Below are 25,781 nucleotides of genomic sequence, written 5' to 3'. Positions count from 1 at the left end.
TTGAGCTAACCGATACTAATGAACCGTGAGGCTTAACCTTACAACGCCGAAGCTGTTTTGGCGTGAGAGACGAAATTATCAGCTTGAACCAGATACATCATCCCGTAACAAACGGGATGATAAACAGAATTTGCCTGGCGGCAACAGCGCGGTGGTCCCACCTGACCCCATGCCGAACTCAGAAGTGAAACGCCGTAGCGCCGATGGTAGTGTGGGGTCTCCCCATGTGAGAGTAGGGAACTGCCAGGCATCAAATAAAGCGAAAGGCTCAGTCGAAAGGCTGGGCCTTTTGTTTTTCCTGATCATGGTAAGTGCAAAAATTATCCTCGGTATTCACAGCTTCTCCCCGCTTTACCCACAGATATATCCACAGTTTCCTTTGAGCTCCTTGTCAGTCGTGAAACTTTCTCACCTTTCACATGCAGGCTCGACATTTTGCTGATTCCTGGTTATCGTCAGCTATCTGGATGTCTAAACGTTTAAACGTATGCTGTGAGGTAATAAGGTTATGCCGATTCGGGTGCAGGACGAGCTACCAGCCGTCAATTTCTTGCGGGAAGAAAACGTCTTCGTGATGACGGCTTCTCGCGCGACAAATCAGGAAATTCGTCCGCTGAAGGTGCTGATCCTCAACCTGATGCCAAAGAAAATCGAGACGGAAAACCAGTTTCTGCGCCTGCTCTCCAACTCACCGTTGCAGGTTGATGTCCAGTTGCTCCGCATCGATGCCAGAGAATCACGGAATACGCCCACGGAGCACCTGAACAATTTCTACTGCAACTTCGAAGACATCTGCAACGATAATTACGATGGTCTGATTGTGACGGGTGCCCCGCTGGGTCTGGTGGAATTTAACGATGTCGCCTACTGGCCGCAAATCCAGCAGGTACTGGAATGGGCCAAAGATCACGTTACCTCGACGCTTTTCGTCTGTTGGGCGGTGCAGGCTGCGCTGAATATTCTGTATGGCATTCCGAAGCAAACCCGTACCGAAAAGCTTTCTGGCGTCTATGAACACCACATTTTGCACCCACACGCCTTACTGACCCGCGGGTTTGATGACTCCTTCCTGGCACCTCATTCACGTTATGCAGATTTTCCGGCCGCACTGATTCGTGATTACACCGACCTGGAGATCCTGGCCGAAACAGAAGACGGTGATGCCTATCTGTTTGCCAGCAAAGACAAGCGAATTGCCTTCGTGACCGGGCATCCAGAGTACGATGCGCATACGCTGGCCAGTGAATTTTTCCGTGATGAAGAGGCCGGTCTTTCCCCGGAAGTGCCTTACAATTACTTCCCGCAAAACGATCCGCAAAATAAACCCCGGGCCACCTGGCGTAGTCATGGAAACCTGCTGTTCATTAACTGGCTGAACTATTACGTCTACCAGATCACACCATACGATCTGCGCCATATGAATCCTACCCTGGAGTAATCCTCCACTCTGGCGATCGTAAAGCGATTCAGCACTCCATATCAGGCACCTTCGGGTGCCTTTTTTATTTCCGAAAACCCTCTCCAGACACACTAAAACTTTAATTTCTTTGTTATCAAAACGTTATGTGAAAGTTAATTTAAAAATGGAAATTGTTTTTGATTTTGGAAAATTATTGCGTAGGCTTAAATCGAGCTGAACGAAAACCATCCAACGATCTCAGGTCGCACTGGGAAGTGACCAGAGATCAATAACGAGGAGCTGCGCAATGACACAACAGGCAACCACCATCGAAGAACTGGCCTTTAGCCAGCCATTTGGCGAGCAGGAGCAGCAGATCCTGACGCCCGAAGCCGTGGAATTTCTCAGTGAGCTGGTGACCCGATTTACGCCGAAGCGTAACAAGCTGCTGGCAGCACGCATTCAGCAACAGCAAGAGATTGACGATGGCAAGTTGCCTGATTTTATTTCGGAAACAGATTCCATTCGTAATTCGCAGTGGAAGATTCGCGGGATCCCTCAGGATTTACTGGACCGTCGCGTTGAGATCACCGGGCCCGTTGAGCGCAAAATGGTGATTAACGCGCTGAATGCTAACGTTAAAGTCTTCATGGCTGATTTCGAAGATTCGCTGGCACCAAACTGGCATAAGGTCATCGACGGGCAGATCAACCTGCGTGATGCCGTGAACGGGACGATCAGCTATACCAACGAAGCCGGGAAAATCTACCAGTTGCAACCCGATCCTGCTGTACTGATCTGCCGTGTTCGTGGCCTTCATCTGCCTGAAAAGCACGTCACCTGGCGTGGGGAAGCGATTCCCGGCAGCCTGTTTGATTTCGCGCTCTATTTTTTCCACAACCATAAAAACTTACTGGCTAAAGGCAGCGGCCCTTATTTCTATCTGCCCAAAACGCAGGCCTGGCAGGAAGCGGCCTGGTGGAGCGAAGTGTTCAGCTACACAGAAGATCGCTTCAGCCTGCCACGCGGAACGATCAAGGCGACGCTGTTGATAGAAACGCTGCCAGCGGTCTTCCAGATGGACGAGATCCTGCACGCGCTGCGGGACCACATTGTTGGCCTGAACTGTGGCCGCTGGGATTACATCTTCAGCTACATCAAAACCCTGAAAAATCACCCTGACCGCGTGTTGCCGGACAGGCAGGTTGTGACGATGGATAAACCGTTCCTCAGCGCCTATTCACGTCTGTTGATCAAGACCTGTCACAAGCGCGGAGCTTTTGCGATGGGCGGCATGGCTGCGTTTATCCCGAGCAAAGAGAGCGAGCGTAATAGCTGGGTGCTCAACAAGGTGAAAGCAGACAAAGTGCTGGAAGCGAAAAACGGCCACGACGGTACCTGGATTGCGCATCCTGGGCTGGGTGACACGGTGATGGGCGTGTTCAACACTGCGCTGGGCGAGCAACATAATCAGCTCTCTGTCACGCGTGAAGAAGACGCGCCGATTACCGCCGAGCAGCTGTTGGCCCCATGTGAGGGCGAACGCACCGAAGAAGGCATGCGTGCCAATATTCGCGTGGCGGTGCAATACATTGAAGCCTGGATCTCCGGTAATGGGTGTGTACCGATTTACGGCCTGATGGAGGATGCAGCAACCGCTGAGATCTCCCGAACCTCTATCTGGCAATGGATACACCACCAGAAAACGCTCAGTAACGGCAAACCGGTGACCAAAGCCTTGTTCCGCCAGATGCTGGCCGAAGAGTTAATGGTTGTGCAGGACGAGCTGGGCGAGCACCGCTTCAGCAGCGGTCGCTTCGATGAAGCGGCGCGCCTGATGGAACAAATCACCACCTCTGATGAACTCGTTGATTTCTTAACGTTGCCTGGCTATCGCCTGCTGGCTTAACCCACCTCAAAACAATCATGGAGCACTTGCCAATGAAAACCCGTACCCAACAAATCGAAGAAGTACAACAGGAATGGACAAACCCACGCTGGGAAGGCATTCGTCGCCCTTACAGCGCGGAAGAGGTGGTGAAATTACGTGGCTCGGTGAACCCGGAATGCACGCTGGCGCAGCGCGGCGCGGCGAAAATGTGGCGTCTGCTGCATGGCGAATCAAAGAAAGGCTACGTGAACAGCCTCGGTGCACTCACCGGCGGGCAGGCACTGCAACAGGCGAAAGCAGGCATTGAAGCGGTCTACCTCTCTGGCTGGCAGGTGGCGGCGGACGCCAACCTCGCATCCAGCATGTATCCGGATCAATCGCTCTACCCGGCGAACTCGGTGCCGTCAGTGGTGGATCGGATCAACAACACGTTTCGTCGTGCGGATCAGATCCAATGGGCATCCGGAATTGAACCAAACGATCCGCGTTTTGTGGATTACTTCCTGCCGATCGTGGCTGATGCAGAAGCTGGCTTTGGTGGCGTGCTGAATGCTTTCGAACTGATGAAGTCGATGATTGAAGCCGGAGCAGCAGCCGTTCACTTCGAAGATCAGCTGGCTTCGGTGAAAAAATGCGGCCATATGGGCGGTAAAGTGCTGGTGCCAACGCAAGAAGCCATTCAGAAACTGGTTGCTGCGCGCCTTGCGGCGGATGTGCTTGGTGTGCCAACGCTGCTGATTGCCCGTACAGATGCAGATGCGGCGGATTTGATCACTTCCGATTGCGACCCGTATGACAGCGAATTTATCACCGGCGAGCGCACCAGCGAAGGGTTCTACCGTACCCGCGCGGGTATTGAGCAGGCTATCAGCCGTGGTCTGGCTTACGCGCCGTATGCAGACTTGGTGTGGTGTGAAACCTCCACGCCGGATATCGATCTGGCACGCCGCTTCGCTGAAGCTATTCACGCAAAATACCCGGGTAAGCTGCTGGCGTACAACTGCTCGCCGTCGTTTAACTGGCAGAAAAATCTCGATGACAAAACCATCGCCAGCTTCCAGCAGCAACTCTCAGAGATGGGCTACAAATACCAGTTCATCACTTTGGCGGGTATCCACAGCATGTGGTTCAACATGTTCGACCTGGCGCACGCCTATGCACAAGGCGAAGGCATGAAACACTATGTCGAGAAGGTACAACAACCGGAGTTTGAGGCTGGAAAACAGGGCTATACCTTTGCTTCTCACCAACAGGAGGTGGGCACCGGCTACTTCGACAAAGTGACCACCATCATTCAGGGCGGTGCTTCTTCCGTCACGGCGCTCACCGGGTCTACGGAAGAGTCGCAGTTCTGAGCCTGCATGTGTTTTCCCCCTCTCCCTGGGGGAGAGGGGGAAATGCATTAGCCGTTGCTACCTGAGGGGAAAATATGCCGCGTGGTCTGGAACTACTGATTGCCCAAACCATCCTGCAAGGCTTTGATGCGCAGTATGGTCGCTTTCTGGAAGTCACTTCCGGCGCGCAGCAGCGCTTTGAACAGGCTGACTGGCACGCGGTGCAGCAGGCCATGAAACAGCGTATTCATCTCTACGATCACCACGTGGGATTAGTGGTTGAGCAGCTGCGCTGTATCACCGACGGCAAAAGCCCTGATGCGGATTTTTTGCTGCGGGTCAAAGAGCACTACACCTCGCTGTTGCCTGATTATCCTCGCTTTGAAATTGCCGAAAGCTTTTTTAACTCTGTGTATTGTCGGTTATTTGACCACCGCTCGCTGACTCCCGAGCGGCTTTTTATCTTCAGCTCTCAGCCTGAAGGGCGCTTTCGCACGATCCCTCGTCCATTAGCGAAAGATTTTTATCCGCATAAAGGCTGGGCAGCCTTGTTCAATCAGGTGCTGAGTGATTTGCCACTGCGGCTGCCGTGGCAGGACAAAGTGCGTGACGTTGACTACATCGTGGCGCATCTGACCGAAACGTTTGGTTCGCAGCAACTGGCCGATTCGCATCTGCAAGTGGCGAACGAGCTGTTTTATCGCAACAAAGCGGCATGGCTCGTCGGCAAGCTGCACACGCCTGATGGCATGGTGCCGTTGCTGATGCCGATTCATCGCAGCGATGAGGGCGAATTGTTTGTCGATACCTGCCTGACAACCAGCGCCGAGGCCAGCATTGTGTTTGGTTTCGCCCGCTCTTATTTCATGGTGTATGCGCCATTGCCGGCGGCGCTGGTCGAATGGCTGCGCGAAATTTTACCGGGCAAAAGCACTGCCGAACTGTACATGGCGATTGGTTGCCAGAAACATGGCAAAACGGAAAGTTATCGTGAATACCTCACCTGGATCAGTAATACCGACGAGCAGTTTATTGAAGCGCCAGGTATACGCGGCATGGTGATGCTGGTGTTCACGCTGCCCGGTTTTGACCGGGTGTTTAAGGTGATTAAAGACCGTTTTGCGCCGCAGAAAGAAATGACGGCGACGCATGTGCGCGCCTGTTATCAACTGGTCAAAGAGCACGACCGCGTAGGTCGCATGGCGGATACCCAAGAGTTTGAAAATTTCGTGCTGGAGAAACGGCAGATTTCTCCCGCGCTGCTCGATTTACTCTGGCAGGAAGTGCCGCAGAAAATCACCGATTTGGGCGACCGCATCGTTATCAGTCATCTCTATATTGAACGTCGGATGGTGCCGTTAAACTTGTGGCTTGAGCAGGTGAACGGGCAGCAACTGCGCGATGCGGTGGAAGAATATGGCAATGCGATTCGCCAGCTTGCGGCCGCCAATATTTTCCCCGGCGATATGCTGTTTAAGAACTTTGGCGTCACGCGCCATGGGCGAGTGGTGTTCTATGATTACGACGAAATTTGCTATATGACCGAAGTGAATTTCCGCGACATCCCGCCGCCGCGCTATCCGGAAGATGAGCTCGCCAGCGAGCCGTGGTACAGCGTCTCACCGGGTGATGTGTTCCCGGAAGAGTTTCGCCACTGGCTGTGTGCTGATGCGCGTATCGGGCCACTCTTTGAGGAAATGCACGCGGATTTACTGCGAGCGGATTACTGGCGCGGCCTGCAGACGCGAATACGCGAAGGGCATGTCGAGGATGTGTTTGCTTACCGAAAATATCAGCGTTTCTGTATTCGATTTGGTGCCTGATGGCGGCTGCGCCTTATCAGGCCTACAAAACCCTGTAGGCCCGGCAAGCTTGCGCCGCCGGGCAATGCGCACTTACTTCGTCCCACCATAAGCCAGCGTCACTTCTTTCGCCGCCTTAATCACCAGCGCACCCAACTCGGTCACGCGGTCATCGGTCATGCGTGAAATCGGCCCGGAAATGGAGATCGCCGCAAACGGCTCGCGGTGCTCATCGTAAATACATGCCGCCAGACAGCGCAGGCCCAGCGCATGTTCTTCATCGTCAAACGAATAACCGCGTTTACGCGTCAGTGCCAAATCTTCTTTCAGATGCACGGGCGACACTAGCGTGGCGTGCGTATAAGCGTGCAGCCCTTTGCGGTGCAGTAAACCGCTTACCTGTTCGTCGTTCAACTGAGACAGAAACGCTTTACCGGCTCCGGAGGCATGCATTGGCAGCTTGCCACCAATCGGCGCGGACATACGCATCAGTTGGGTGCACTGTACCTGGTCGATGATAATCGCCTGATGATCGCTCTGGTCGAGCACCGCCAGGTTTACCGTCTCGCCGGAGTCTTCCATTAATTTGCGCAGAATCGGGTGCACGATAGCCAGCAGGTTGCGGCTTTGCAGGAAGCTGCTGCCGACAATGAAAGCATGTGCGCCCACCGTCCAGTGGCCTAAATCGCCTACCTGGCGTACAAATCCGAGCTGCTGCATTGTTGTCAGCAGACGGTGTGTCGTGGAATTTGGCAGGCCAGCCTGCTGCGCCAGCTCCGTTAACGCGACATCACCGTGAGATTCAGCAATGGATTCAAGAAGTTTGAGGCCACGAGTTAAGGACTGAACCTGACCAACCGCCGGAGCGGCAGCAGCAGGGGTGGGTTTTCTGCCGCGTTTGGCGGGCGTGGTTGTAACCATGATGGCCTCCGTTTCTGTATCGTGGAAATCATTTTCGTTTTATCTGATTATAATGCAACCGCTTTCAGAACTGATCGGAGCAGTGGTCCTGAACATCTCTCATGTTCATGCCGGCTCTCTTTTCCGCACTGGCTGAATATGCCACTATGGCCTGATGAGAAGAGCGTTGTCGGGAGTCCGTGTGAGCACCATCGTGAAGCAGTTACACCAACAATTAAAAGACAGAATTCTGGTTCTGGATGGCGGCATGGGCACCATGATCCAAAGCTATCGCCTGAACGAAGAAGATTACCGTGGTGAGCGTTTTGCCCAATGGTCCAGCGACCTGAAGGGCAACAATGACCTGCTGGTGCTGACTCAACCGGACATCATCGCCGCCATCCACAACGCCTATTTTGAGGCCGGGGCGGATATCGTCGAAACCAACACCTTCAACTCCACCACCATCGCGATGGCGGATTACGAGATGGAGTCGCTGTCGGCGGAGATTAACTTCGAAGCCGCGAAACTGGCGCGCGCCTGCGCCGATGAGTGGACAGCCCGCACGCCAGACAAACCACGCTATGTCGCAGGTGTGCTTGGCCCAACCAACCGTACCGCGTCCATTTCCCCTGATGTGAACGACCCGGCGTTTCGTAACGTCACGTTTGATCAACTGGTCATTGCCTACCGCGAATCCACCAAAGCGCTGGTGGAAGGGGGCTCAGACCTGATTCTGATTGAAACCGTCTTCGATACGCTCAACGCCAAAGCGGCCATCTATGCGGTGAAAGAGGAATTTGAGGCGCTGGGCGTCGATTTGCCGATCATGATTTCCGGCACGATCACCGATGCGTCTGGCCGTACGCTCTCCGGGCAGACGACCGAAGCGTTCTACAACTCACTTCGCCATGCGGACGCGCTCTCTTTCGGCCTTAACTGCGCGCTGGGGCCAGATGAACTGCGCCAGTATGTGCAGGAACTGTCTCGCATTGCCGATTGCTACGTGACAGCGCACCCCAACGCCGGTCTGCCGAATGCGTTTGGTGAATACGATCTTGATGCCGACACCATGGCGCTGCAAATTCGCGAATGGGCGGAAGCCGGGTTCCTGAATATTGTGGGTGGCTGCTGTGGCACCACGCCAGAACATATCGCGGCGATGAGCCGTGCAGTGGCTGGCCTTGCGCCACGTAAGCTGCCAGAAATCCCGGTTGCCTGTCGCCTGGCTGGCCTTGAGCCGCTGAACATCGGCGACGACAGCCTGTTTGTGAACGTGGGCGAACGTACCAACGTCACCGGTTCTGCCAAATTCAAGCGCCTGATTAAAGAAGAGAAATACAGCGAAGCGCTGGATGTGGCGCGTCAGCAGGTCGAAAGCGGTGCGCAGATCATCGACATCAACATGGATGAAGGGATGCTCGATGCCGAAGCGGCAATGGTGCGTTTCCTCAACCTGATTGCTGGCGAGCCAGACATTGCGCGCGTGCCGATCATGATCGACTCCTCAAAATGGGAGGTCATCGAAAAAGGCCTGAAGTGCATTCAGGGCAAAGGCATCGTGAACTCCATCTCGATGAAAGAAGGGGTGGAAGCGTTTGTCCATCACGCCAAAAAAGTGCGTCGTTACGGCGCAGCTGTGGTGGTGATGGCGTTTGATGAAGTCGGCCAGGCCGATACCCGCGCGCGTAAAATTGAAATCTGTCGTCGTGCCTATCAAATTCTGACGCAAGAAGTTGGCTTCCCGCCGGAAGATATCATCTTCGACCCGAATATTTTCGCCGTCGCGACCGGCATCGAAGAGCACAACAACTACGCGCAGGACTTCATCGGCGCGTGTGAAGATATCAAACGTGAATTGCCACACGCGCTGATTTCCGGCGGTGTGTCCAACGTGTCGTTCTCTTTCCGGGGCAACGATCCGGTGCGCGAAGCGATTCACGCTGTGTTCCTCTACTACGCCATCCGTAACGGCATGGACATGGGGATTGTGAACGCCGGACAGCTGGCGATTTACGACGACCTTCCTGCCGAACTGCGCGACGCAGTAGAAGATGTGATCCTCAATCGCCGCGATGACAGCACAGAACGTCTGTTAGACCTGGCAGAGAAATACCGTGGCAGCAAAACCGATGAAGCGGCGAACACTCAGCAGGCCGAATGGCGCAGTTGGGAAGTCAAAAAGCGCCTCGAATATTCATTGGTTAAAGGCATCACTGAGTTTATCGAACAGGACACTGAAGAAGCCCGCCAGCAAGCCTCACGCCCGATTGAGGTGATTGAAGGTCCGTTGATGGACGGCATGAACGTGGTCGGCGACCTGTTTGGTGAAGGGAAAATGTTCCTGCCCCAAGTGGTGAAATCCGCCCGCGTGATGAAACAGGCTGTTGCGTATCTCGAACCGTTTATCGAGGCCAGCAAAGAGAAAGGCCAGACTAACGGCAAGATGGTGATCGCCACGGTGAAAGGCGACGTGCATGACATCGGCAAGAACATCGTTGGCGTGGTGCTGCAATGTAATAACTACGAGATTATCGATCTTGGCGTGATGGTGCCGACGGATAAAATCCTCAAAACCGCACGTGAAGTGAACGCCGACCTGATTGGCTTGTCCGGGCTTATCACGCCGTCGCTGGATGAAATGGTCAACGTGGCGAAAGAGATGGAGCGTCAGGGCTTCACCATTCCGCTGCTGATTGGCGGAGCAACCACTTCTAAAGCGCACACGGCAGTGAAAATCGAGCAGAACTACAGCGGCCCGACAGTTTACGTGCAGAACGCCTCGCGTACGGTTGGCGTGGTGTCGGCACTGCTTTCGGCAACACAGCGTGATGACTTTGTTGCCCGCACTCGCCAGGAATACGAAACGGTGCGTATTCAGCACGCACGTAAGAAACCGCGCACGCCGCCAGTTTCTTTGCAGGCAGCACGCGATAACGATCTGGCTTTCGACTGGGAAAACTACACCCCGCCCGTGGCGCACCGATTGGGCGTGCAGGCGGTCAACGCCAGTATCGAAACGCTGCGTAACTACATCGACTGGACGCCGTTCTTTATGACGTGGTCGCTGGCGGGCAAGTATCCCCGCATTCTCGAAGACGAAGTCGTCGGCGAAGAAGCGAAGCGTCTGTTCGCTGATGCAAACGAAATGCTCGACAAACTCAGCGCCGAGAAAACCCTGAATCCGCGTGGCGTGGTGGGCTTGTTCCCGGCCAACCGCGTCGGTGACGATATCGAGATTTATCGCGATGAAACCCGTACCCACGTGCTGACGGTCAGTCATCATCTGCGCCAGCAAACGGAGAAAGTTGGGTTTGCTAACTACTGTCTGTCTGATTTCGTCGCGCCAAAAATTTCCGGTAAAGCGGATTACATTGGCGCATTTGCGGTAACGGGCGGCCTGGAAGAAGATGCCCTGGCAGAAGCGTTCGATGCCCAGCACGATGATTACAACAAAATCATGGTCAAAGCGGTGGCGGATCGTCTGGCAGAAGCGTTTGCCGAATATCTGCATGAGCGCGTGCGTAAGGTGTATTGGGGTTATGCCGCCAATGAAAACCTGAGCAACGAAGAGCTGATTCGTGAAAATTACCAGGGTATCCGTCCGGCACCGGGCTATCCGGCCTGCCCGGAGCACACCGAGAAAGCCACGATTTGGGAACTTCTGGATACGGAAACGCACACTGGAATGAAGCTCACTGAATCCTACGCCATGTGGCCCGGTGCTTCGGTTTCAGGCTGGTACTTCAGTCACCCGGACAGTAAGTACTATGCCGTGGCGCAGATTCAGCGCGATCAGGTCGAGGACTACGCTCGTCGTAAAGGCATGAGCGTGGCGGAAGCCGAACGCTGGCTGGCACCGAACCTCGGCTATGACGCTGATTAATTCATCTTTTCTTACAACAAACAGGGCACCGTCACGGTGCCCTGTCTCTTTCTACTGCAATAACTCATATACTTAAGCTATTGGCATCCTGCCTTATGGCACTCATTGCCCGGTGGCGCTGACGCTTACCGGGCCTACAAACTGACCTAAAGCTTATTGTAGGCCGGGCAAACGCAGTGCCGCCCGGCAGAGGCTCCAAAGGAAAATCTATAACGATAAGGAGAACAAACATCCGTGCTGATACTGTTACACCTGCTTTCTGCTATCGCCCTGCTGGTGTGGGGCACTCATATCGTCCGTACCGGCGTCATGCGCGTTTATGGCGCGCGTCTGCGTACCGTTCTTAGCCGTAGCGTCGAGAAGAAACCGCTTGCCTTCTGCGCGGGCATCGGCGTGACTGCGTTGGTGCAAAGTAGCAACGCCACCACCATGCTGGTCACCTCGTTTGTGGCGCAGGACTTGGTTGCGCTCACGCCTGCTCTGGTGATTGTTTTAGGCGCCGATGTGGGGACCGCGCTGATGGCGCGAGTCCTGACGTTTGATCTCTCGTGGCTGTCGCCGCTGCTGATTTTTGTCGGCGTCATTTTCTTCCTCGGCCGTAAGCAAACGCGTGCAGGCCAGTTGGGGCGCGTGGGCATCGGCCTTGGGCTGATTTTGCTGGCGCTGGAACTGATTGTTCAGGCCGTCCACCCGATTACCCAGGCCAATGGCGTGCAGGTGATTTTCGCCTCGCTGACGGGCGACATCATGCTGGATGCGCTGATTGGCGCGCTGTTTGCGGTGATCACCTATTCCAGCCTTGCAGCCGTGCTGCTAACGGCCACGTTGACGGCAACCGGGGTGATTTCTTTCCCTGTCGCGCTGTGTCTGGTGATTGGTGCCAACCTAGGTTCTGGCCTGCTGGCGATGCTCAATAACAGCGCCGCCAACGCCGCCGCACGCCGTGTTGCGCTAGGAAGCCTGCTGTTCAAGCTGGTGGGCAGCCTGATTGTGCTGCCGTTCGTGCATATTCTGGCGGACAACATGGCCAAACTGCCGGTGGCTAAATCGGAACTGGTTATCTATTTCCACGTGTTCTACAACCTGATCCGCTGCCTGGCGATGGTGCCGTTTGTTGAGCCGATGGCGCGCTTCTGTAAACGCCTTATTCAGGACGTGCCGGAGCTGGACGCGCGTCTGAAGCCGAAGCACCTTGATCCCACTGCGCTGGATACCCCGACGCTGGCGCTCGCCAATGCCGCGCGTGAAACGTTGCGCATAGGTGATGCCATGGAAACCATGATGGACGGCCTGCGCAAAGTGATGCACGGCGAACCGCGTGAAGAGAAAGAGCTGCGCAAAATCGCCGATGATGTGAACGTGCTATATACCGCGATTAAGCTCTATCTGGCGAGAATGCCGAAAGAAGAACTGGCGGAGGAAGAGTCTCGCCGTTGGGCGGAAATTATTGAGATGTCGCTCAACCTTGAACAGGCGTCCGACATCATCGAACGCATGGGCAGTGAACTCGCTGATAAATCGCTGGCCGCACGCCGGGCGTTTTCTGTGGAAGGGCTTAAAGAGCTGGATGGCCTGTTCGAACAACTGCTCAGCAACCTGCAGTTGGCGATGTCGGTCTTCTTCTCCGGCGACGTCGACAGTGCTCGTCGCCTGCGCCGCAACAAGCATCGCTTCCGCATTATGAACCGCCGTTACTCGCATGCGCACGTTGACAGGCTGCATCAGCAGAACGTGCAGAGTATCGAAACCAGTTCGCTGCACCTCGGCTTGCTGGGCGATATGAAGCGTCTGAACTCCCTGTTCTGTGCGGTGGCCTACAGCGTGATGGAGCAACCGGACGAAGACGACGATCGCGACGACTATTAACCCCTCCACATCAGGCCGATAGCTGTTTTCTAAGGCTATCGGCCTTTGCTATAGTTCGCCTTCTACAGGAGAGACTATGCTGCCGAACTTATCAATTCGATTAAACAAATACATCAGCGAAAGCGGGATCTGCTCGCGTCGTGAGGCTGACCGCTACATCGAACAAGGAAACGTGTTTATCAACGGTAAACGCGCAACCATTGGCGACCAGGTGTCCGTGGGCGACGTGGTGAAAGTGAACGGTCAACTGATTGAACCGCGTCAGGAAGACGACCTGGTGTTAATCGCGTTGAACAAACCGGTGGGCGTCGTCAGTACCACCGAGGGCGGTGAAAAAGACAATATCGTCGATTTCGTCAACCACAGTAGCCGCGTGTTTCCGATTGGTCGCCTGGATAAAGATTCTCAAGGGTTGATTTTCCTTACCAATCATGGCGATCTGGTGAATAAAATCCTGCGTGCCGGGAACGACCATGAGAAAGAATATCTGGTGACAGTGAACAAGCCCGTCACCGACGAGTTCATTCTGGGCATGGGCAGAGGCGTGCCGATCCTTGGCACCGTCACCAAAAAATGCAAAGTAAAAAAGGAAGCGCCGTTCACTTTTCGCATCACGCTGGTTCAGGGATTAAATCGCCAGATTCGCCGCATGTGTGAACATTTTGGCTTTGAAGTCACCAGGCTTGAACGCACGCGCATCATGAACGTTAGCCTGAAAGGCTTGCCACTCGGTGAATGGCGAGACCTGTCCGACGATGAGCTGATTGAACTGTTTAAGTTGATTGAAAATTCATCTTCAGAAGCGAAGCCTGCCAAAGTGAAAGTTAAGCCAAAAGCGGCCGCCACACCGGCGAAAAAGCCCGCCAGCAGCGGCGGCAAGAACATGGCAAAAACGCCGGCTGAAATGGCAAACCGTAAGCGTTTTACCGCGCCAGGTCGCAAGAAGAAAGGGCGGTAAAAACAGCGAGTTTTTTAATTGAGTGGCTAATGACAAATCTTCATTGGTTAGAGGTTTGTCATTAGCCTCCGAAGTCAGTTCCCGACGCCATTATTTGCATGAATACCACTTCTTGTGCAGGTAGGCAGTCGCCATTCTACTCATGGGAACATCTGACTCTGTTATCCCGCTACCTTATTTTAACATGATTCTTTTCGGCGAGAACATCTGCATTGGCAATGGTAGACATTTTATGATTTATTTGAAAAATAGGTTGGCGATATTTCATCCAAAATGATTGCCATTACTGGATGAATTTTAAGACTTATAAGTTAAGTTTTCATATTGATCGCGGTAATACTTGTCAAATGAATAATACTCTCATTTGAGAGGTTGCCTTTGTTTTTTTGTTTTCAATGAGAAGGGTATAAGAGGTTTTAGTTAATGCAAGTCTGAGTTATTTATCTATTTGTTGATTTTATATAAATGATAAATAAAATGGAGAATAGAATATGAATCAAAATGACTGTTATCTTACCGATGAATTACATTCTTTTAATCTTTCGTTGCAGACACGACCTTTAGACGAGGTGAAACGGATACACGATGCGCTTATTCCATTTAGTTCCCCTTTTACCATCCCTGCTCGCCGTATTTTCCATTTTACTCAACCCGATAAAAGCTCGGTGGTTCTTTTATTGCAAGAGGGTTTTTTTTCTATTTGCCGAGAGAAGGATTCATTGCACATTGCATCAGGATTTGCACCCACGGTTAGCGGGTTGATTGATGGTTGTAGTTCACTTTACGAAATTGAACATCGCCCTCGGCATTATTTTTTGGCGGAAACAGAATGTCGTGGGTATTCAATCCCATTTGGCTTGCTATCAGAAAAAATTGATGAGTTAAACCTTTGGCATGATGTGGCAATAATATTGGCTCAGCGTATTATGGTCATGAGCGCCAGGGAGCATGAGCTTATAGGGGGGGATGCTTATACAAAAGTTCGCGCAATATTAATCGAACTGTGGATTTATCCTGCTGATGTCCGAAACGAGATCAACGTACAACATTTTATTCAGATGCGAACGTCGATTTCTCATAGCCAGGTGATGAAAATTCTGTCCAGCCTCCGAGCCGGAGGATATATCAATATATTGCGTGGGAAGCTAACAAAGCTAAATAAGCTCCCACGATCTTTTTAAAATTCACCTACAGTCCAGACAAGAAAGGTATTGATACACATACCGGTATGCAATTTCGTCAGGTTCAGTGAGCTGTACTACAGGTGATGACCGCATAATAAGAGAGCGGCGTGTCGGGCACAGATGGTGGCCGGCACAGGCATACGACTTATTCATATGCAGATGGTGGATGAATGGCCAACAGGCTGAGTATACAGGTCACTGCCATAGTGAACCCCACGTCAATTAAGTCATCATCTCCGTCAACACAGTTCTCCGATTTCGGAGTTTTTTTTACGTGAACCGGTTCTGTTTTTTTTATACCTTATTCCTCGAATTACACAGTATACCTTAGTGACAAAGTCGAGTGCTCCCACAGTGATGCTGTCGGGATATTATTGTGTTCCATCACAGTGGCAGTAATGGCATTACCATTATTTATTTGATAATGGTGATTGTGTTTTTTTTTACAACTCAGGCAAGAATATGAAACGCAAACTTTTATCCTCATTAATGCTTTCTGTCTTATTGACAGGCGCAGTCGCTGCACATGCAGAAGACGGTACTATTACTTTCGGTGGCTCAATTAAAGACGGTACCTGCACTATTAATGCTAACAACCGGGATATTGTTGTGAACTTTGGTCAGGTGAGTACGGTACAATCAACGGCTCCGAACGCTAAATCAATTAATAAAAAATTCAACATCACTCTGAGTTCATGTCCAGCGTCAATCTCCAACGCAATAGTGAGTTGGGCGGGACTCGTAGCCACTGGTGGTGACTCGTATAGCCTGAGCGCCCGCACTGTGGCTAATGGCAAACCCGTGAGCGGTGTGTACTGGAATATTGCTGAAGGCGACCAGGAATCCAGCAGTACCACACTCAGTAACAAAGTTAACTTTACAGGTACCCCGGGTAATCCACAGCCGATTGTTGAGGGAGATAATAATCTCGTTTATACAGCGGCTTACGTTTCCACAAATACCGCTGTGACGGGTGACGTGACTGGCGCTGCTAGTTACACCATCACTTACAACTAATTCAGCCAGGTCGTAATTAAAATGAAAAAAATTTTTATTTCCACTCTTATCGCTGGTGCGCTTTTCTCTGCTGGCAACCGCGTGGCACTGGCTGATATGTCACTGCCTGATGACGGTACCGTGACGTTGAATGTGACAGTGTCGGCGACTTCCTGCAGCGTGACCAACGACACCCGTGACCAGAGCGTCGATATGGGTACCATTACTCGCGGCACTCTGACGGCTAAAGGCTCCGAGTCAGCCCGCGTGCCGTTCACCATCAAACTGGTTGACTGCCCGGCAGCGGTTACTTCAGTAGGCTTCACCACAGCAGGTGTGACACATGGCTCTGCCGATGCGGATGACGCCACCCTGTTTGCTTTTGACCCTACCTCCTCAGGTAAAGGTGCGGGTATCGCCATTTATGATGCTGCTACGGGGGGGAACCAGATTTCTCCAGGCGCAGCGGCTACGGCAACTTATCCGGTAACCAGCGGTGCGGCGAATATCGCCCTGAGCGCCGCGGTGAGACAGTCCGCAGACGTCCTTGTCGGCGGAAATTTCACTTCCGTGGTGGGTTTTTCCATCGTTTATAACTGATTGTTCGTCCGTCATAGCCCGCCGCAGGCGTTGTGCTGCGGGCTTTTTCCCTTACCTGGTTCTGGGAAACGCCTCTACTAATAAAGTCTCTTATGATGAAAAAATTATTCAGCTTCGCGCTTATGGTCACAGCTCTGCTGTCTCCCTTGGCCTCTCAGGCTGCCATATCTGTCAGCGGTACCCGTGTCATTTATGAGGAAAGCAGCAATGAGACCCCTCTGACGGTTCGCAATACTGCTGACGGTAGCATTTATCTTATCCGCAGTTGGATTGATAAAGAGGGTAATCAGAGTGCACCGTTCACGATAACACCGCCGCTATTTCGCATTGACAGTGGGCAGGAGAACGCTATCCGCATCACTAAAACGGATACCTCATCCCTGCCACAGGACCGGGAGTCCCTGTTCTGGCTGAACATCATGGCGATACCACCGGAATCCGACAAAAAGGACAGCAAGCTACAGTTCTCCCTGAACACCCGCATCAAACTGCTGTTCCGTCCGGACAGCATTAACAACAAAAACCAGGCCCAGAACGCCTGGGAACAGTTGACGTTCTCCCGAACCAGCAGTGGCATGAAGCTGAAAAATCCGACGCCGTATTACATTAATATTTTCAGCATGAAATTTGACGGCGTAATGGTGAAAGAAAAAGCCATCACCATCCCTCCGATGGGGGACAAAGTCGTTGTCGGCACGACAGGTTCCCGTATGACCTGGTCCGCTATTAACGATTACGGCGGCATCACCAAAGAAATGACCAGAAACCTCTGACCCCTGGCTGACGGATAAACAGAATAAGATGAATGTAAAAAAAAACTTTCTCTGCTGATGGTCGCCGGGGTGGTGATACAGGCCGCTGGCGTATATGCCAATGAGATTAAATTCAACCCCCGGATGCTCGGACTAAGCGGTGAAGACGCGAAGGGGGTTGACCTTGACTATTTTTCCCGCCAGAACGGACAGGCGCCCGGCATTTATAGCGTGGACGTTTACCTTAACCAGAATTATGTAGACACTCGCCGCGTTAATTTTATTGCGGATAAAAAAAATGATGTCCGCCCGGAATTTTCTGCGGCCCAACTGAAAGAGATGGGGGTACTGCTTCCCGCTTCTGTTCCTATGGCAGATGAAAACGCGCCCCTTCCGCAGGGGCTGGAAACGTATATTCCTTCCGCCACCACGCATTTCAGCGTCAGTACTCTGCGTCTGGATATTTCTGTGCCTCAGGTGAATATGACCGATGCTCCCAGAGGGAGCATGTCGTCGGCGTTGTGGGATAACGGCATTACTGCCGCGCTGCTGAATTACAGCTACAGTGGCTCCCGGACAAAAGACCTGAACGGTGGCGGCGACAGTGAAAATGATTTTCTGAGTATCCACAGCGGCCTGAACATTCAGGCATGGCGTCTGCGCTATGACGGTAACCTGACGCACAGCAGCGGCGGAAACAGTGGTGATAACTCAGACGCTAATGACAGCAGCGGCACGCACTGGGACAGCCTCAACACCTATCTTCAGCGCAGCTACTCGTTCTGGCAGGGGGAGGCGTTGACGCTGGGGCAGTTTACTACTCCCAGCGATGTTTTTGACGGCATCCAGTTTTCAGGGGTGCAGCTCGCGTCTGATGACGACATGCTGCCAGACTCTATGCAGAACTTCGCCCCCCGCATCAGCGGCATTGCCCGCTCGACTTCGCTGCTGACCATTAAGCAAAATGGCAACACCGTGTACCAGACGACGGTAGCGCCGGGGCCCTATGCCATTAAGGATCTTTACTCCCTGGGGCGCAGCGGCGATCTACAGGTCACCCTCCGCGAAAGCAACGGGCAGATAACGCAGTATGTGGTGCCCTTTAACTCCCTCCCGGTGCTCCAGCGTGAAGGCCGCTATAAATTTGGCCTGACGGCAGGGAAATACCGTTCCGGGAACAACGACACCGAAACGCCAGACTTTTTTCAGGGCACGCTGAGTGCCGGCCTGCCGGCTGATTTCACCCTGTACGGCGGCACACAGTATGCGGACAACTACACCTCCTGGTCTCTCGGCGTGGGGCGAAACTTTGGTGTTATTGGCGCGCTGTCCGTGGACACCACCCACGCCCGCGCTGAATTCGATACATCCACTCAGTCAGGATATAAAACCCGCGAACAGTATCAGAAAACCTTTGATATCACTGACACCACCTTGCAGGCTTCGTTGAGCCAGTACACGGAAGACTATTTCACCTTCTCTGACCGGCAGGACTATTACTCCGACTCAGGTACAGACAGTGATATCTTCAACCGCTCGTACAATAAAAAACGCGAGATTAATGCCTCTCTGACCCAGAACACACAAGCCTGGGGGGCGTTCTCGCTGAGTGGTTATCTCCGGGATTACTACGACACGGGCGGCCAGGAGAAAAACTGGCAGGCGTCCTATAACAACAGCATTGCCGGCGTGTCATACACCCTGGCTTATTCAGAAACGGACACGCCGGGCAGCAGTGATAATGACCGGCGTTATTCGCTGAACCTGTCCGTGCCGCTGGACCGCTTCCTGAATAGCAACCATATGTGGCTGAATTACAGCATGAACAGCACCAGACACGGTCCGACATCCCATCTGGCGGGCGTTAGTGGCACGGCCCTGGAAGACAATAACCTCAGCTATAACGTCTCACAGGGATACATTTCCGGGGATGACGATTCTGGCGCGTCCGGGCTTGCCAGCCTGGATTACAAGGGGCGCTATGGAGAGGCGAACATCGGGTACAGCTATGACCCGGATTCCCGACAGGTTAACTACGGCCTTCAGGGCGGCATGGTCGCGCACGCCAATGGCCTGACGCTTTCCCAGCCCATGAATGACACGGTGGCGCTCGTCAAGGCGCCGGGGGCGGATGATGTTCGGGTGGAAAACAACAGCGGCGTCAGAACCGACTGGCGAGGGTACACCATCGTGCCTTACGTTCAGCCCTATCGTAAAAACCGGATCTATCTGGACTCTCGCACCTTCGGGGACAACGTGGATATGGACCGAAACATTAACTATGTCATTCCGACAAAAGGGGCGGTGGTGCTGGCTAATTTTGCCACCCGGGTAGGACGGCGCGCCCTGCTGACGCTGAAGGATGCGCAGGGCAACCCTCTGCCGTTTGGTGCAGTAGCCTCCGCCGCTACTGATGGCGGCAGCACGTCGGGCATTGTGGATGAAGACGGCACGGTATACCTGACCGGCCTCCCGGATAGCGGGAAAATGCAGGTGAAATGGAGCGACACCAACAGTTGCTCTTCAGCCTACAACCTACCGGCGGCATCAAACGCGGCGGTGACCCACCTGAGCCTGGTCTGTAAATAATAAGGAGACTTTATGCGGGGATTCACATTATATGCGGTGGCGGTGGCCGCCCTTCTGACCAGCCACTTCAGCCAGGCGGCAGGTTGCCTGCTGTCCGGTGACACACAGACTGACACGATTGATGCCGGCGAGATTCTGGTACAGCGTGATGCGCCAGTGGGAAGCGTGCTGTTCCGGAAGATGATGCCTGCTACCGGAGCCACGCTGGGGAGTTGCGACGCTGGAGCGTACTCAAAGCAACTGCAGTTGGTTAACCTCCAGCCCGTGCCGGGCCACACGGATTTGTACCAGTCCGGCGTGCAGGGGGTGGGCATTCGCTTGCAGTCGGGCGGAACCCCGCTGACCGGCTCCACCAGTGACAGCCAGAACGGCCCGGCGACGCTTAAGGACGACGACACGGTAACATTCAGCCTGATTAAAACCGGCCCGGTGGAACCCGGTATGCTGACGCATCAGGACCTGTTGCAGGTGAATTATACCGGTCAGGACGGCGGTGTGGTGACGGCAAAGCGGTTCACACTGGCCGGTGGGACGGTCACCCAGGCCTCCTGCCAGGTGAGAACCCCGTCCATTGTCGTGCCGATGGGCTCGCTGGATAAAAAGACCCTGAAAGGGGTCAATAGCGTTGCGAGCGTCAGGGATTTTCAGATAGCGCTGGACTGTAATAAAAACACCAATATAAACATTACGTTTGCGCCACTGACGACTCAGGGAGAAAACGCCCAGCGCCTGAAGGGCGTGCTGGAAGGGGATGCTGTCACGGGAGCGGCCACCGGTGTGGGTATCCAGATGCTGATGGGAGGCGTGCCGGTGGAATTTAACACGCTGCTTCCTGCCGGGAGCACGAGTGCGGACGGCCTGTTCAGCATTCCGCTTCAGGCGCGGTATTTTCAGATACTCGACCACATCACGCCCGGCACCATTAATGCCAGAGTGGCATTCACGATGACCTATCAGTAACCCTGTGTCTGTTTAGCGAAGGTGAAAACCTCAGTTAACATAATCTGATGTCGCTGGGGAATCACAGATTCCCCAGCTCTGCATGTCCGATGTCGCCAACCAGAGAACCCGTCAATTTACGCTGGATTCTCTGGTAATGATGCTGTTTTGATTGGGCTGTGTTTATTCAGGAGCGATAATCACCGTCTCCCGCGAGGGGCAGTATTCGCCGTCCACGAAAACGTGGCTTCTTTATCCACTTTGTAAGCCTGCTTTTTCTTCAACTGACGGGCTTTCTTCGCTTCGGCTTCCCGTTCTGCCATCAGCTTGTCAATGTACTCTTTCTTCAGATGATTATTTTCAGCGTTGGTCAGCGGGCGCCCGTGCGCGATGCGGGCGCGGTCGAGGAGGGTTTTCAGCTCGCGTTGCTCTTGCTCGGTCATGTCCTGCTGGGTCAGACGTGGAGTTGCCATGCTGTATACCTCTGGTAGATGGACCGTATGCTGCTTACGGAAGACCTTAAGTATTCTTGATTGTCAGTCCAAAGCCCAGCGCTTTCATCACCGCCAGCGTGGTTTTTAAGGTCGGATTGCCCTTATCGCTGAACGAGCGGTAAAGCTGCTCGCGTGAAAGCCCGGTTTTCCAGGGCATCATTCATGAAAATGGCGATGCATTCATCATCGACCAGCGCATCGCCAGCAGCACGGCCCATAACGGGAACCGCCGCGTCAGCAGAGATAACATCGTGTTTTCCTTTAATGTGTTGTGTGTCTTATAGGTATAAAAAAGCCGGGTTCGAGCCCGGCCTTAGGTATTGTTTATCCTGCGAAGGATTTTTATTCAAACAAATTGTGATGAAGTTTTTGCACGACTTCTTCTGCCTCAGCGCCAGGCACCAGGAAGCAGAGGTTATGGCTGGATGCGCCATAGCAAATCATGCGGATGTTGAACGGTTCAAGCACGCCAAACACCTCTTTACCCACGCCACAAGCTTTCGACAGGTCGTTACCAATCAATGCGACCAGCGCCAGGTTCTCTTCTACTTCCACGCGGCACAGGGCGGACAACTCAATCAGCAAGGATTGTGTCAGCAGCATGTCGCTGGTGGCCGTTGAACCGGTGGTGTCCAGCGTCAGCGCAATACTCACTTCTGAAGTGGTGATCAAATCGACGGAGATATTGTGGCGCGCCAGAATGCCGAAGACTTCCGCAAGGAACCCGCGGGAATGCAGCATATTCAGGCTGTGCAGCGTCAACAGCGTTTGCTTGCGGCGCAGTGCCAGCGCACGGAACAGCGGCGGGTTTTCGGTTTTATTACAGACCAGCGTGCCGCCCGCTTTAGGATCTTTGCTGGAACCCACAAACACCGGAATATCGCTGCGCACGGCAGGCAGCAGGGTTGCTGGATGCAGTACTTTCGCGCCGAAAGTCGCCATTTCAGCGGCTTCTTCAAAGGCGATTTCATCGATGCGTTTTGCCGCTGGCACGACGCGCGGATCGGTGGTGTAAATCCCTGGAACATCCGTCCAGATATCAACGCGAGTCGCGTGCAGCGCTTCGCCCAATAGCGCTGCGGTGTAATCGCTGCCGCCGCGGCCAAGCGTGGTGGTGCGGCCTTTGGCTTCGCTGCCGATAAAGCCCTGGGTGATCACCAGCCCTTCCGCCAGACGCGGGGCCATCTGCAATGTAGCCAGTTCTGATAATGCAGCCACATCGGGTTCAGCGCGGCCAAAGCGGTCGTTGGTGCGCATGATTTTGCGCACATCAAACCACTGCGCCTGTACGTCACGCTCGCGCAGGATTTCAACAAACAGCAGGGTGGACATCAGCTCGCCGTGGCTGACCAGTTCGTCGGTCAGGGCGGTCGATGTTGCCAGTGACGCGGCTTCCGCCAGGGTGGTGATATTTTCCAGCAGGCGCTCAACTTCTTCACGAATCACATTGGGATTGCGCAGACGTTCGAGAATGTCGAACTGGATTTTGCGCAGAGCATCGAGTTTAACGAACCGCTCGGTCGCTTCCAGGCCTTCGGCCAGAGCAACCAGCAAATTGGTGACGCCTGCGGAGGCAGAAAGCACAACCAGACGAACCGAAGGATCGGAAAGCACCACGTCGGCACTGCGGTTCATGGCGGTGTAGTCGGCGACGCTGGTTCCGCCAAATTTGGCTACAACGAGCGGGGAAACTGCATGTGTCATAACAACCTCGTGTCAGGGGATTACATTCTCAGCCATGGCACAAGGGAAGAGCGGGAGGGCAGACGTAGAGGGCTACAGTTCACCCAGAAGCGCTCCACCTTGCGAAGCGCCCGACTGTGGGTCACTTCCGGTGACAGCCCAGAGGATTCAGCCCCTGTAGCCGATAGTGAACACTGCCAGATGCTCTGCTATCTCGGCATCGCTCCCCCTAAAGTGTTGTCTGCGGACTGGCTCCTCAAACACTTCGCCTGGGCGATGCTCCTCTTCTGGCCTGCGCACGCGAGCACGCAGGTAGGGTTTAATAAATAAAGGGTTCCGGGGGGTGTTGTCAACGATCCGATGAGGGTGATTTTTCACTTTCCACAATCGCCACCAGCGTACAGGGCGACGGCGGCGCCTTTGGCAATCAGGCTACTGAGCCGCGCCCATGCCATCTCTGAGAAAGGTGAGAAAACACCTAATGACACAAAAATCATCACAAAAACCGTCGCAGGCGCTACAATCGACCGAAGTCACAATTCTCAAATCAGAAGAGTATTGCTATGAAAAACATCAATCCAACGCAGACCTCTGCCTGGCAGGCATTACAGAAACACTACGATGAAATGAAGGACGTATCGATCGCCGACCTGTTCGCGAAAAATGGCGATCGTTTCGCCAAGTTTTCCGCGACGTTTGACGATTTTATGCTGGTGGACTTCTCCAAAAACCGCATTACCGAAGAGACACTGAGCAAACTGCAGGCGCTGGCGAAAGAGACAGACCTGGCGGACGCCATCAAGTCCATGTTCTCTGGCGAGAAGATCAACCGCACTGAAGACCGCGCGGTTCTGCACGTTGCCCTGCGCAACCGTAGCAATACCCCGATTATTGTTGACGGCAAAGACGTGATGCCGGAAGTGAATGCGGTTCTCGAGAAGATGAAGCATTTCTCCGAAGCGATCATTTCTGGAAGCTGGAAAGGTTACACCGGCAAAGCGATTACCGACGTGGTGAACATCGGTATCGGCGGTTCTGACCTTGGCCCGTTCATGGTGACCGAGGCGCTGCGTCCGTACAAAAACCACCTGAATATGCACTTTGTCTCTAACGTCGATGGCACCCACATCGCCGAAGTGCTGAAAACAGTTAACCCGGAAACCACGCTGTTCCTGGTGGCGTCCAAAACCTTCACCACTCAGGAAACCATGACCAACGCCCACAGCGCGCGTGACTGGTTCCTGAAAACCGCCGGTGACCAGAAGCACGTGGCGAAGCACTTCGCGGCGCTCTCTACCAACGGTAAAGCGGTGGGTGAGTTCGGGATTGATACCGCCAACATGTTCGAGTTCTGGGACTGGGTCGGTGGCCGTTATTCTTTGTGGTCTGCAATTGGTCTGTCGATCATTCTGTCTGTTGGTTTCGACAACTTTGTTGAGCTGCTCTCCGGCGCACACGCGATGGACAAGCACTTCTCCACGACCGCTCCAGAGAAAAACCTGCCAGTGCTGCTGGCGCTGATTGGTATCTGGTACAACAACTTCTTTGGTGCAGAAACCGAAGCCATCCTGCCGTACGACCAGTATATGCACCGCTTCGCGGCGTACTTCCAGCAGGGCAACATGGAATCCAACGGCAAATACGTTGATCGTAACGGCAACGCGGTGGATTACCAGACGGGCCCAATCATCTGGGGTGAGCCTGGCACCAACGGTCAGCATGCGTTCTATCAGCTGATTCACCAGGGCACCAAAATGGTTCCTTGTGATTTCATCGCACCGGCCACTACCCATAACCCGCTGTCCGATCACCATCCGAAGTTGCTGTCTAACTTCTTTGCGCAAACTGAAGCGCTGGCGTTCGGTAAATCACGTGAAGTGGTTGAGCAGGAATACCGTGACCAGGGTAAAGATCCGGCCACGCTGGAAAACGTGGTGCCGTTCAAAGTGTTCGAAGGCAACCGTCCAACCAACTCCATCCTGCTGCGCGAAATCACACCGTTCAGCCTGGGTGCGTTGATTGCGCTGTATGAGCACAAAATCTTCACTCAGGGCGCGATCCTCAACATCTTCACCTTCGACCAATGGGGCGTTGAGTTAGGCAAACAGCTGGCCAACCGCATCCTGCCAGAGCTGGGTGATGACAAAGACGTCAGCAGCCACGACAGCTCTACCAACGGTCTGATCAACCGTTATAAAGCCTGGAAATAAACCGTAAAACCCTTCTCTTCAGAGAAGGGTTTTTAGTGTTTGCACCCTCTCCCCGTGGGAGAGATACCGTCTTGCCGGTCATCCGGCAAGTGGTATCTCAGCATTAAATTCGCGTCCGGATTTCACCACGCCATAGGCCAGCTGCAGCAGTTTTCTCATCCCTGCACATACCCGTTCTTTTCCTGTCTTCCCTCTCGCTGACAGCCTTTCCATCAGGTTTTTCACCACCTCATTGTACCTTCCTGCCACAACCGCTGGCATATACAGTGCGCTGCGCAACTCTGCATTACCCACTTTC

At 53.5% G+C, this 25,781-nt stretch carries 17 protein-coding genes, 1 rRNA gene, 2 pseudogenes and 1 riboswitch; of the genes and pseudogenes, 15 read left to right on the top strand and 5 right to left on the bottom strand.

All coding sequences use genetic code 11. From position 1 onward, the window contains the following. Positions 1 to 133 precede the first annotated feature (133 nt). The 5 genes from rrf (at position 134) to aceK (ending at position 6,447) form a co-directional block, all read left to right on the top strand. A 5S ribosomal RNA gene (rrf, locus tag ACLW56_RS23545) occupies positions 134 to 249 on the top strand. Positions 250 to 508: 259 nt separating this feature from the next. Then, positions 509 to 1,438, top strand: a complete 930-nt coding sequence (metA, locus tag ACLW56_RS23540; RefSeq protein WP_330986077.1) for a homoserine O-acetyltransferase MetA — start codon at positions 509 to 511, stop codon at positions 1,436 to 1,438. A 268-nt stretch (positions 1,439 to 1,706) separates the two neighbouring features. Beyond that, positions 1,707 to 3,308, top strand: a complete 1,602-nt coding sequence (gene aceB / locus ACLW56_RS23535) for a malate synthase A (protein WP_330986076.1) — start codon at positions 1,707 to 1,709, stop codon at positions 3,306 to 3,308. A gap of 32 nt (positions 3,309 to 3,340) precedes the next feature. Next, the gene (gene aceA / locus ACLW56_RS23530; RefSeq protein ID WP_330986075.1) at positions 3,341 to 4,645 is read left to right on the top strand and encodes an isocitrate lyase; all 1,305 of its coding nucleotides are present in this window, start codon (positions 3,341 to 3,343) and stop codon (positions 4,643 to 4,645) included. Positions 4,646 to 4,719: 74 nt separating this feature from the next. After that, positions 4,720 to 6,447, top strand: coding sequence for a bifunctional isocitrate dehydrogenase kinase/phosphatase (aceK, locus tag ACLW56_RS23525; RefSeq protein ID WP_330986074.1), 1,728 nt, complete (start codon positions 4,720 to 4,722; stop codon positions 6,445 to 6,447). A gap of 72 nt (positions 6,448 to 6,519) precedes the next feature. On the opposite strand, the gene iclR is transcribed toward aceK, so the two are convergent. Beyond that, entirely contained in the window at positions 6,520 to 7,347 is an 828-nt protein-coding gene (iclR, locus tag ACLW56_RS23520; protein ID WP_330986073.1) for a glyoxylate bypass operon transcriptional repressor IclR, read from the bottom strand. A 181-nt stretch (positions 7,348 to 7,528) separates the two neighbouring features. Here iclR and metH point away from each other — a divergent pair, with 181 nt between their 5' ends. From metH to ACLW56_RS23475, 9 genes are all read left to right on the top strand, one after another. Then, the gene (gene metH, locus ACLW56_RS23515; RefSeq protein ID WP_330986072.1) at positions 7,529 to 11,212 is read left to right on the top strand and encodes a methionine synthase; all 3,684 of its coding nucleotides are present in this window, start codon (positions 7,529 to 7,531) and stop codon (positions 11,210 to 11,212) included. Between the two features lie 234 nt (positions 11,213 to 11,446). Then, positions 11,447 to 13,078, top strand: coding sequence for a Na/Pi cotransporter family protein (locus tag ACLW56_RS23510; protein ID WP_330986071.1), 1,632 nt, complete (start codon positions 11,447 to 11,449; stop codon positions 13,076 to 13,078). A 76-nt stretch (positions 13,079 to 13,154) separates the two neighbouring features. Continuing rightward, positions 13,155 to 14,036, top strand: coding sequence for a 23S rRNA pseudouridine(2604) synthase RluF (gene rluF, locus ACLW56_RS23505; protein WP_330986070.1), 882 nt, complete (start codon positions 13,155 to 13,157; stop codon positions 14,034 to 14,036). Positions 14,037 to 14,527: 491 nt separating this feature from the next. After that, positions 14,528 to 15,217, top strand: coding sequence for a helix-turn-helix domain-containing protein (locus tag ACLW56_RS23500; RefSeq protein ID WP_330986069.1), 690 nt, complete (start codon positions 14,528 to 14,530; stop codon positions 15,215 to 15,217). A gap of 465 nt (positions 15,218 to 15,682) precedes the next feature. Next, positions 15,683 to 16,237, top strand: coding sequence for a fimbrial protein (locus ACLW56_RS23495; protein WP_330986068.1), 555 nt, complete (start codon positions 15,683 to 15,685; stop codon positions 16,235 to 16,237). Between the two features lie 21 nt (positions 16,238 to 16,258). Then, a complete protein-coding gene (locus tag ACLW56_RS23490; protein WP_330986067.1) occupies positions 16,259 to 16,816 on the top strand; it encodes a fimbrial protein in 558 nt (185 codons plus the stop codon). 122 nt (positions 16,817 to 16,938) lie between these two features. Further along, complete coding sequence (locus tag ACLW56_RS23485; RefSeq protein ID WP_330986066.1) at positions 16,939 to 17,589, top strand: molecular chaperone; 651 nt, start codon at positions 16,939 to 16,941, stop codon at positions 17,587 to 17,589. Positions 17,590 to 17,646: 57 nt separating this feature from the next. Then, positions 17,647 to 20,157, top strand: a complete 2,511-nt coding sequence (locus ACLW56_RS23480) for a fimbria/pilus outer membrane usher protein (protein ID WP_330986065.1) — start codon at positions 17,647 to 17,649, stop codon at positions 20,155 to 20,157. 12 nt (positions 20,158 to 20,169) lie between these two features. Continuing rightward, positions 20,170 to 21,117 (top strand): fimbrial protein, encoded by a 948-nt coding sequence (locus ACLW56_RS23475; RefSeq protein WP_330986064.1) that lies wholly within the window; start codon positions 20,170 to 20,172, stop codon positions 21,115 to 21,117. 179 nt (positions 21,118 to 21,296) lie between these two features. Here the strand turns inward: ACLW56_RS23475 and ACLW56_RS23470 are convergent, their stop codons facing one another. The 3 genes and pseudogenes from ACLW56_RS23470 to lysC all read right to left on the bottom strand — a co-directional run bounded on the left by ACLW56_RS23470 (position 21,297) and on the right by lysC (position 23,294). Beyond that, on the bottom strand, positions 21,297 to 21,569 hold the full coding sequence (locus ACLW56_RS23470; RefSeq protein ID WP_330986063.1) for a DUF3811 domain-containing protein: 273 nt from the start codon (positions 21,567 to 21,569) through the stop codon (positions 21,297 to 21,299). 46 nt (positions 21,570 to 21,615) lie between these two features. Continuing rightward, positions 21,616 to 21,766 (bottom strand): annotated as a pseudogene (locus ACLW56_RS23465) (DNA-binding protein). A gap of 166 nt (positions 21,767 to 21,932) precedes the next feature. Next, positions 21,933 to 23,294, bottom strand: a complete 1,362-nt coding sequence (gene lysC, locus ACLW56_RS23460; protein ID WP_330986062.1) for a lysine-sensitive aspartokinase 3 — start codon at positions 23,292 to 23,294, stop codon at positions 21,933 to 21,935. Between the two features lie 79 nt (positions 23,295 to 23,373). Continuing rightward, positions 23,374 to 23,568, bottom strand: a riboswitch (Lysine riboswitch). Positions 23,569 to 23,836: 268 nt separating this feature from the next. Between lysC and pgi the strand changes: the two genes are divergently transcribed. Then, the gene (pgi, locus tag ACLW56_RS23455; protein ID WP_330986061.1) at positions 23,837 to 25,483 is read left to right on the top strand and encodes a glucose-6-phosphate isomerase; all 1,647 of its coding nucleotides are present in this window, start codon (positions 23,837 to 23,839) and stop codon (positions 25,481 to 25,483) included. 78 nt (positions 25,484 to 25,561) lie between these two features. Here the strand turns inward: pgi and ACLW56_RS23450 are convergent. Further along, positions 25,562 to 25,781: pseudogene (locus tag ACLW56_RS23450) on the bottom strand (IS110 family transposase); the annotation flags it as partial.

Origin of the sequence: Pantoea sp. sgz302252 (assembly GCF_047713085.1) — a bacterium.
Taxonomy (GTDB): Bacteria; Pseudomonadota; Gammaproteobacteria; order Enterobacterales; family Enterobacteriaceae; genus Scandinavium.
This window is presented reverse-complemented; position numbering and strand designations above follow the sequence as displayed.

Coding starts and splice junctions, on each gene's coding strand:
- aceK (WP_330986074.1), top strand. CDS start 4,720: ATGCCGCGTGGTCTGGAACTACTGATTGCCCAAACCATCCTGCAAGGC.
- aceA (WP_330986075.1), top strand. CDS start 3,341: ATGAAAACCCGTACCCAACAAATCGAAGAAGTACAACAGGAATGGACA.
- pgi (WP_330986061.1), top strand. CDS start 23,837: ATGAAAAACATCAATCCAACGCAGACCTCTGCCTGGCAGGCATTACAG.
- ACLW56_RS23495 (WP_330986068.1), top strand. CDS start 15,683: ATGAAACGCAAACTTTTATCCTCATTAATGCTTTCTGTCTTATTGACA.
- lysC (WP_330986062.1), bottom strand. CDS start 23,294: ATGACACATGCAGTTTCCCCGCTCGTTGTAGCCAAATTTGGCGGAACC.
- rluF (WP_330986070.1), top strand. CDS start 13,155: ATGCTGCCGAACTTATCAATTCGATTAAACAAATACATCAGCGAAAGC.
- aceB (WP_330986076.1), top strand. CDS start 1,707: ATGACACAACAGGCAACCACCATCGAAGAACTGGCCTTTAGCCAGCCA.
- ACLW56_RS23500 (WP_330986069.1), top strand. CDS start 14,528: ATGAATCAAAATGACTGTTATCTTACCGATGAATTACATTCTTTTAAT.
- ACLW56_RS23480 (WP_330986065.1), top strand. CDS start 17,647: ATGGTCGCCGGGGTGGTGATACAGGCCGCTGGCGTATATGCCAATGAG.
- ACLW56_RS23475 (WP_330986064.1), top strand. CDS start 20,170: ATGCGGGGATTCACATTATATGCGGTGGCGGTGGCCGCCCTTCTGACC.
- ACLW56_RS23470 (WP_330986063.1), bottom strand. CDS start 21,569: ATGGCAACTCCACGTCTGACCCAGCAGGACATGACCGAGCAAGAGCAA.
- ACLW56_RS23490 (WP_330986067.1), top strand. CDS start 16,259: ATGAAAAAAATTTTTATTTCCACTCTTATCGCTGGTGCGCTTTTCTCT.
- iclR (WP_330986073.1), bottom strand. CDS start 7,347: ATGGTTACAACCACGCCCGCCAAACGCGGCAGAAAACCCACCCCTGCT.
- metA (WP_330986077.1), top strand. CDS start 509: ATGCCGATTCGGGTGCAGGACGAGCTACCAGCCGTCAATTTCTTGCGG.
- ACLW56_RS23485 (WP_330986066.1), top strand. CDS start 16,939: ATGGTCACAGCTCTGCTGTCTCCCTTGGCCTCTCAGGCTGCCATATCT.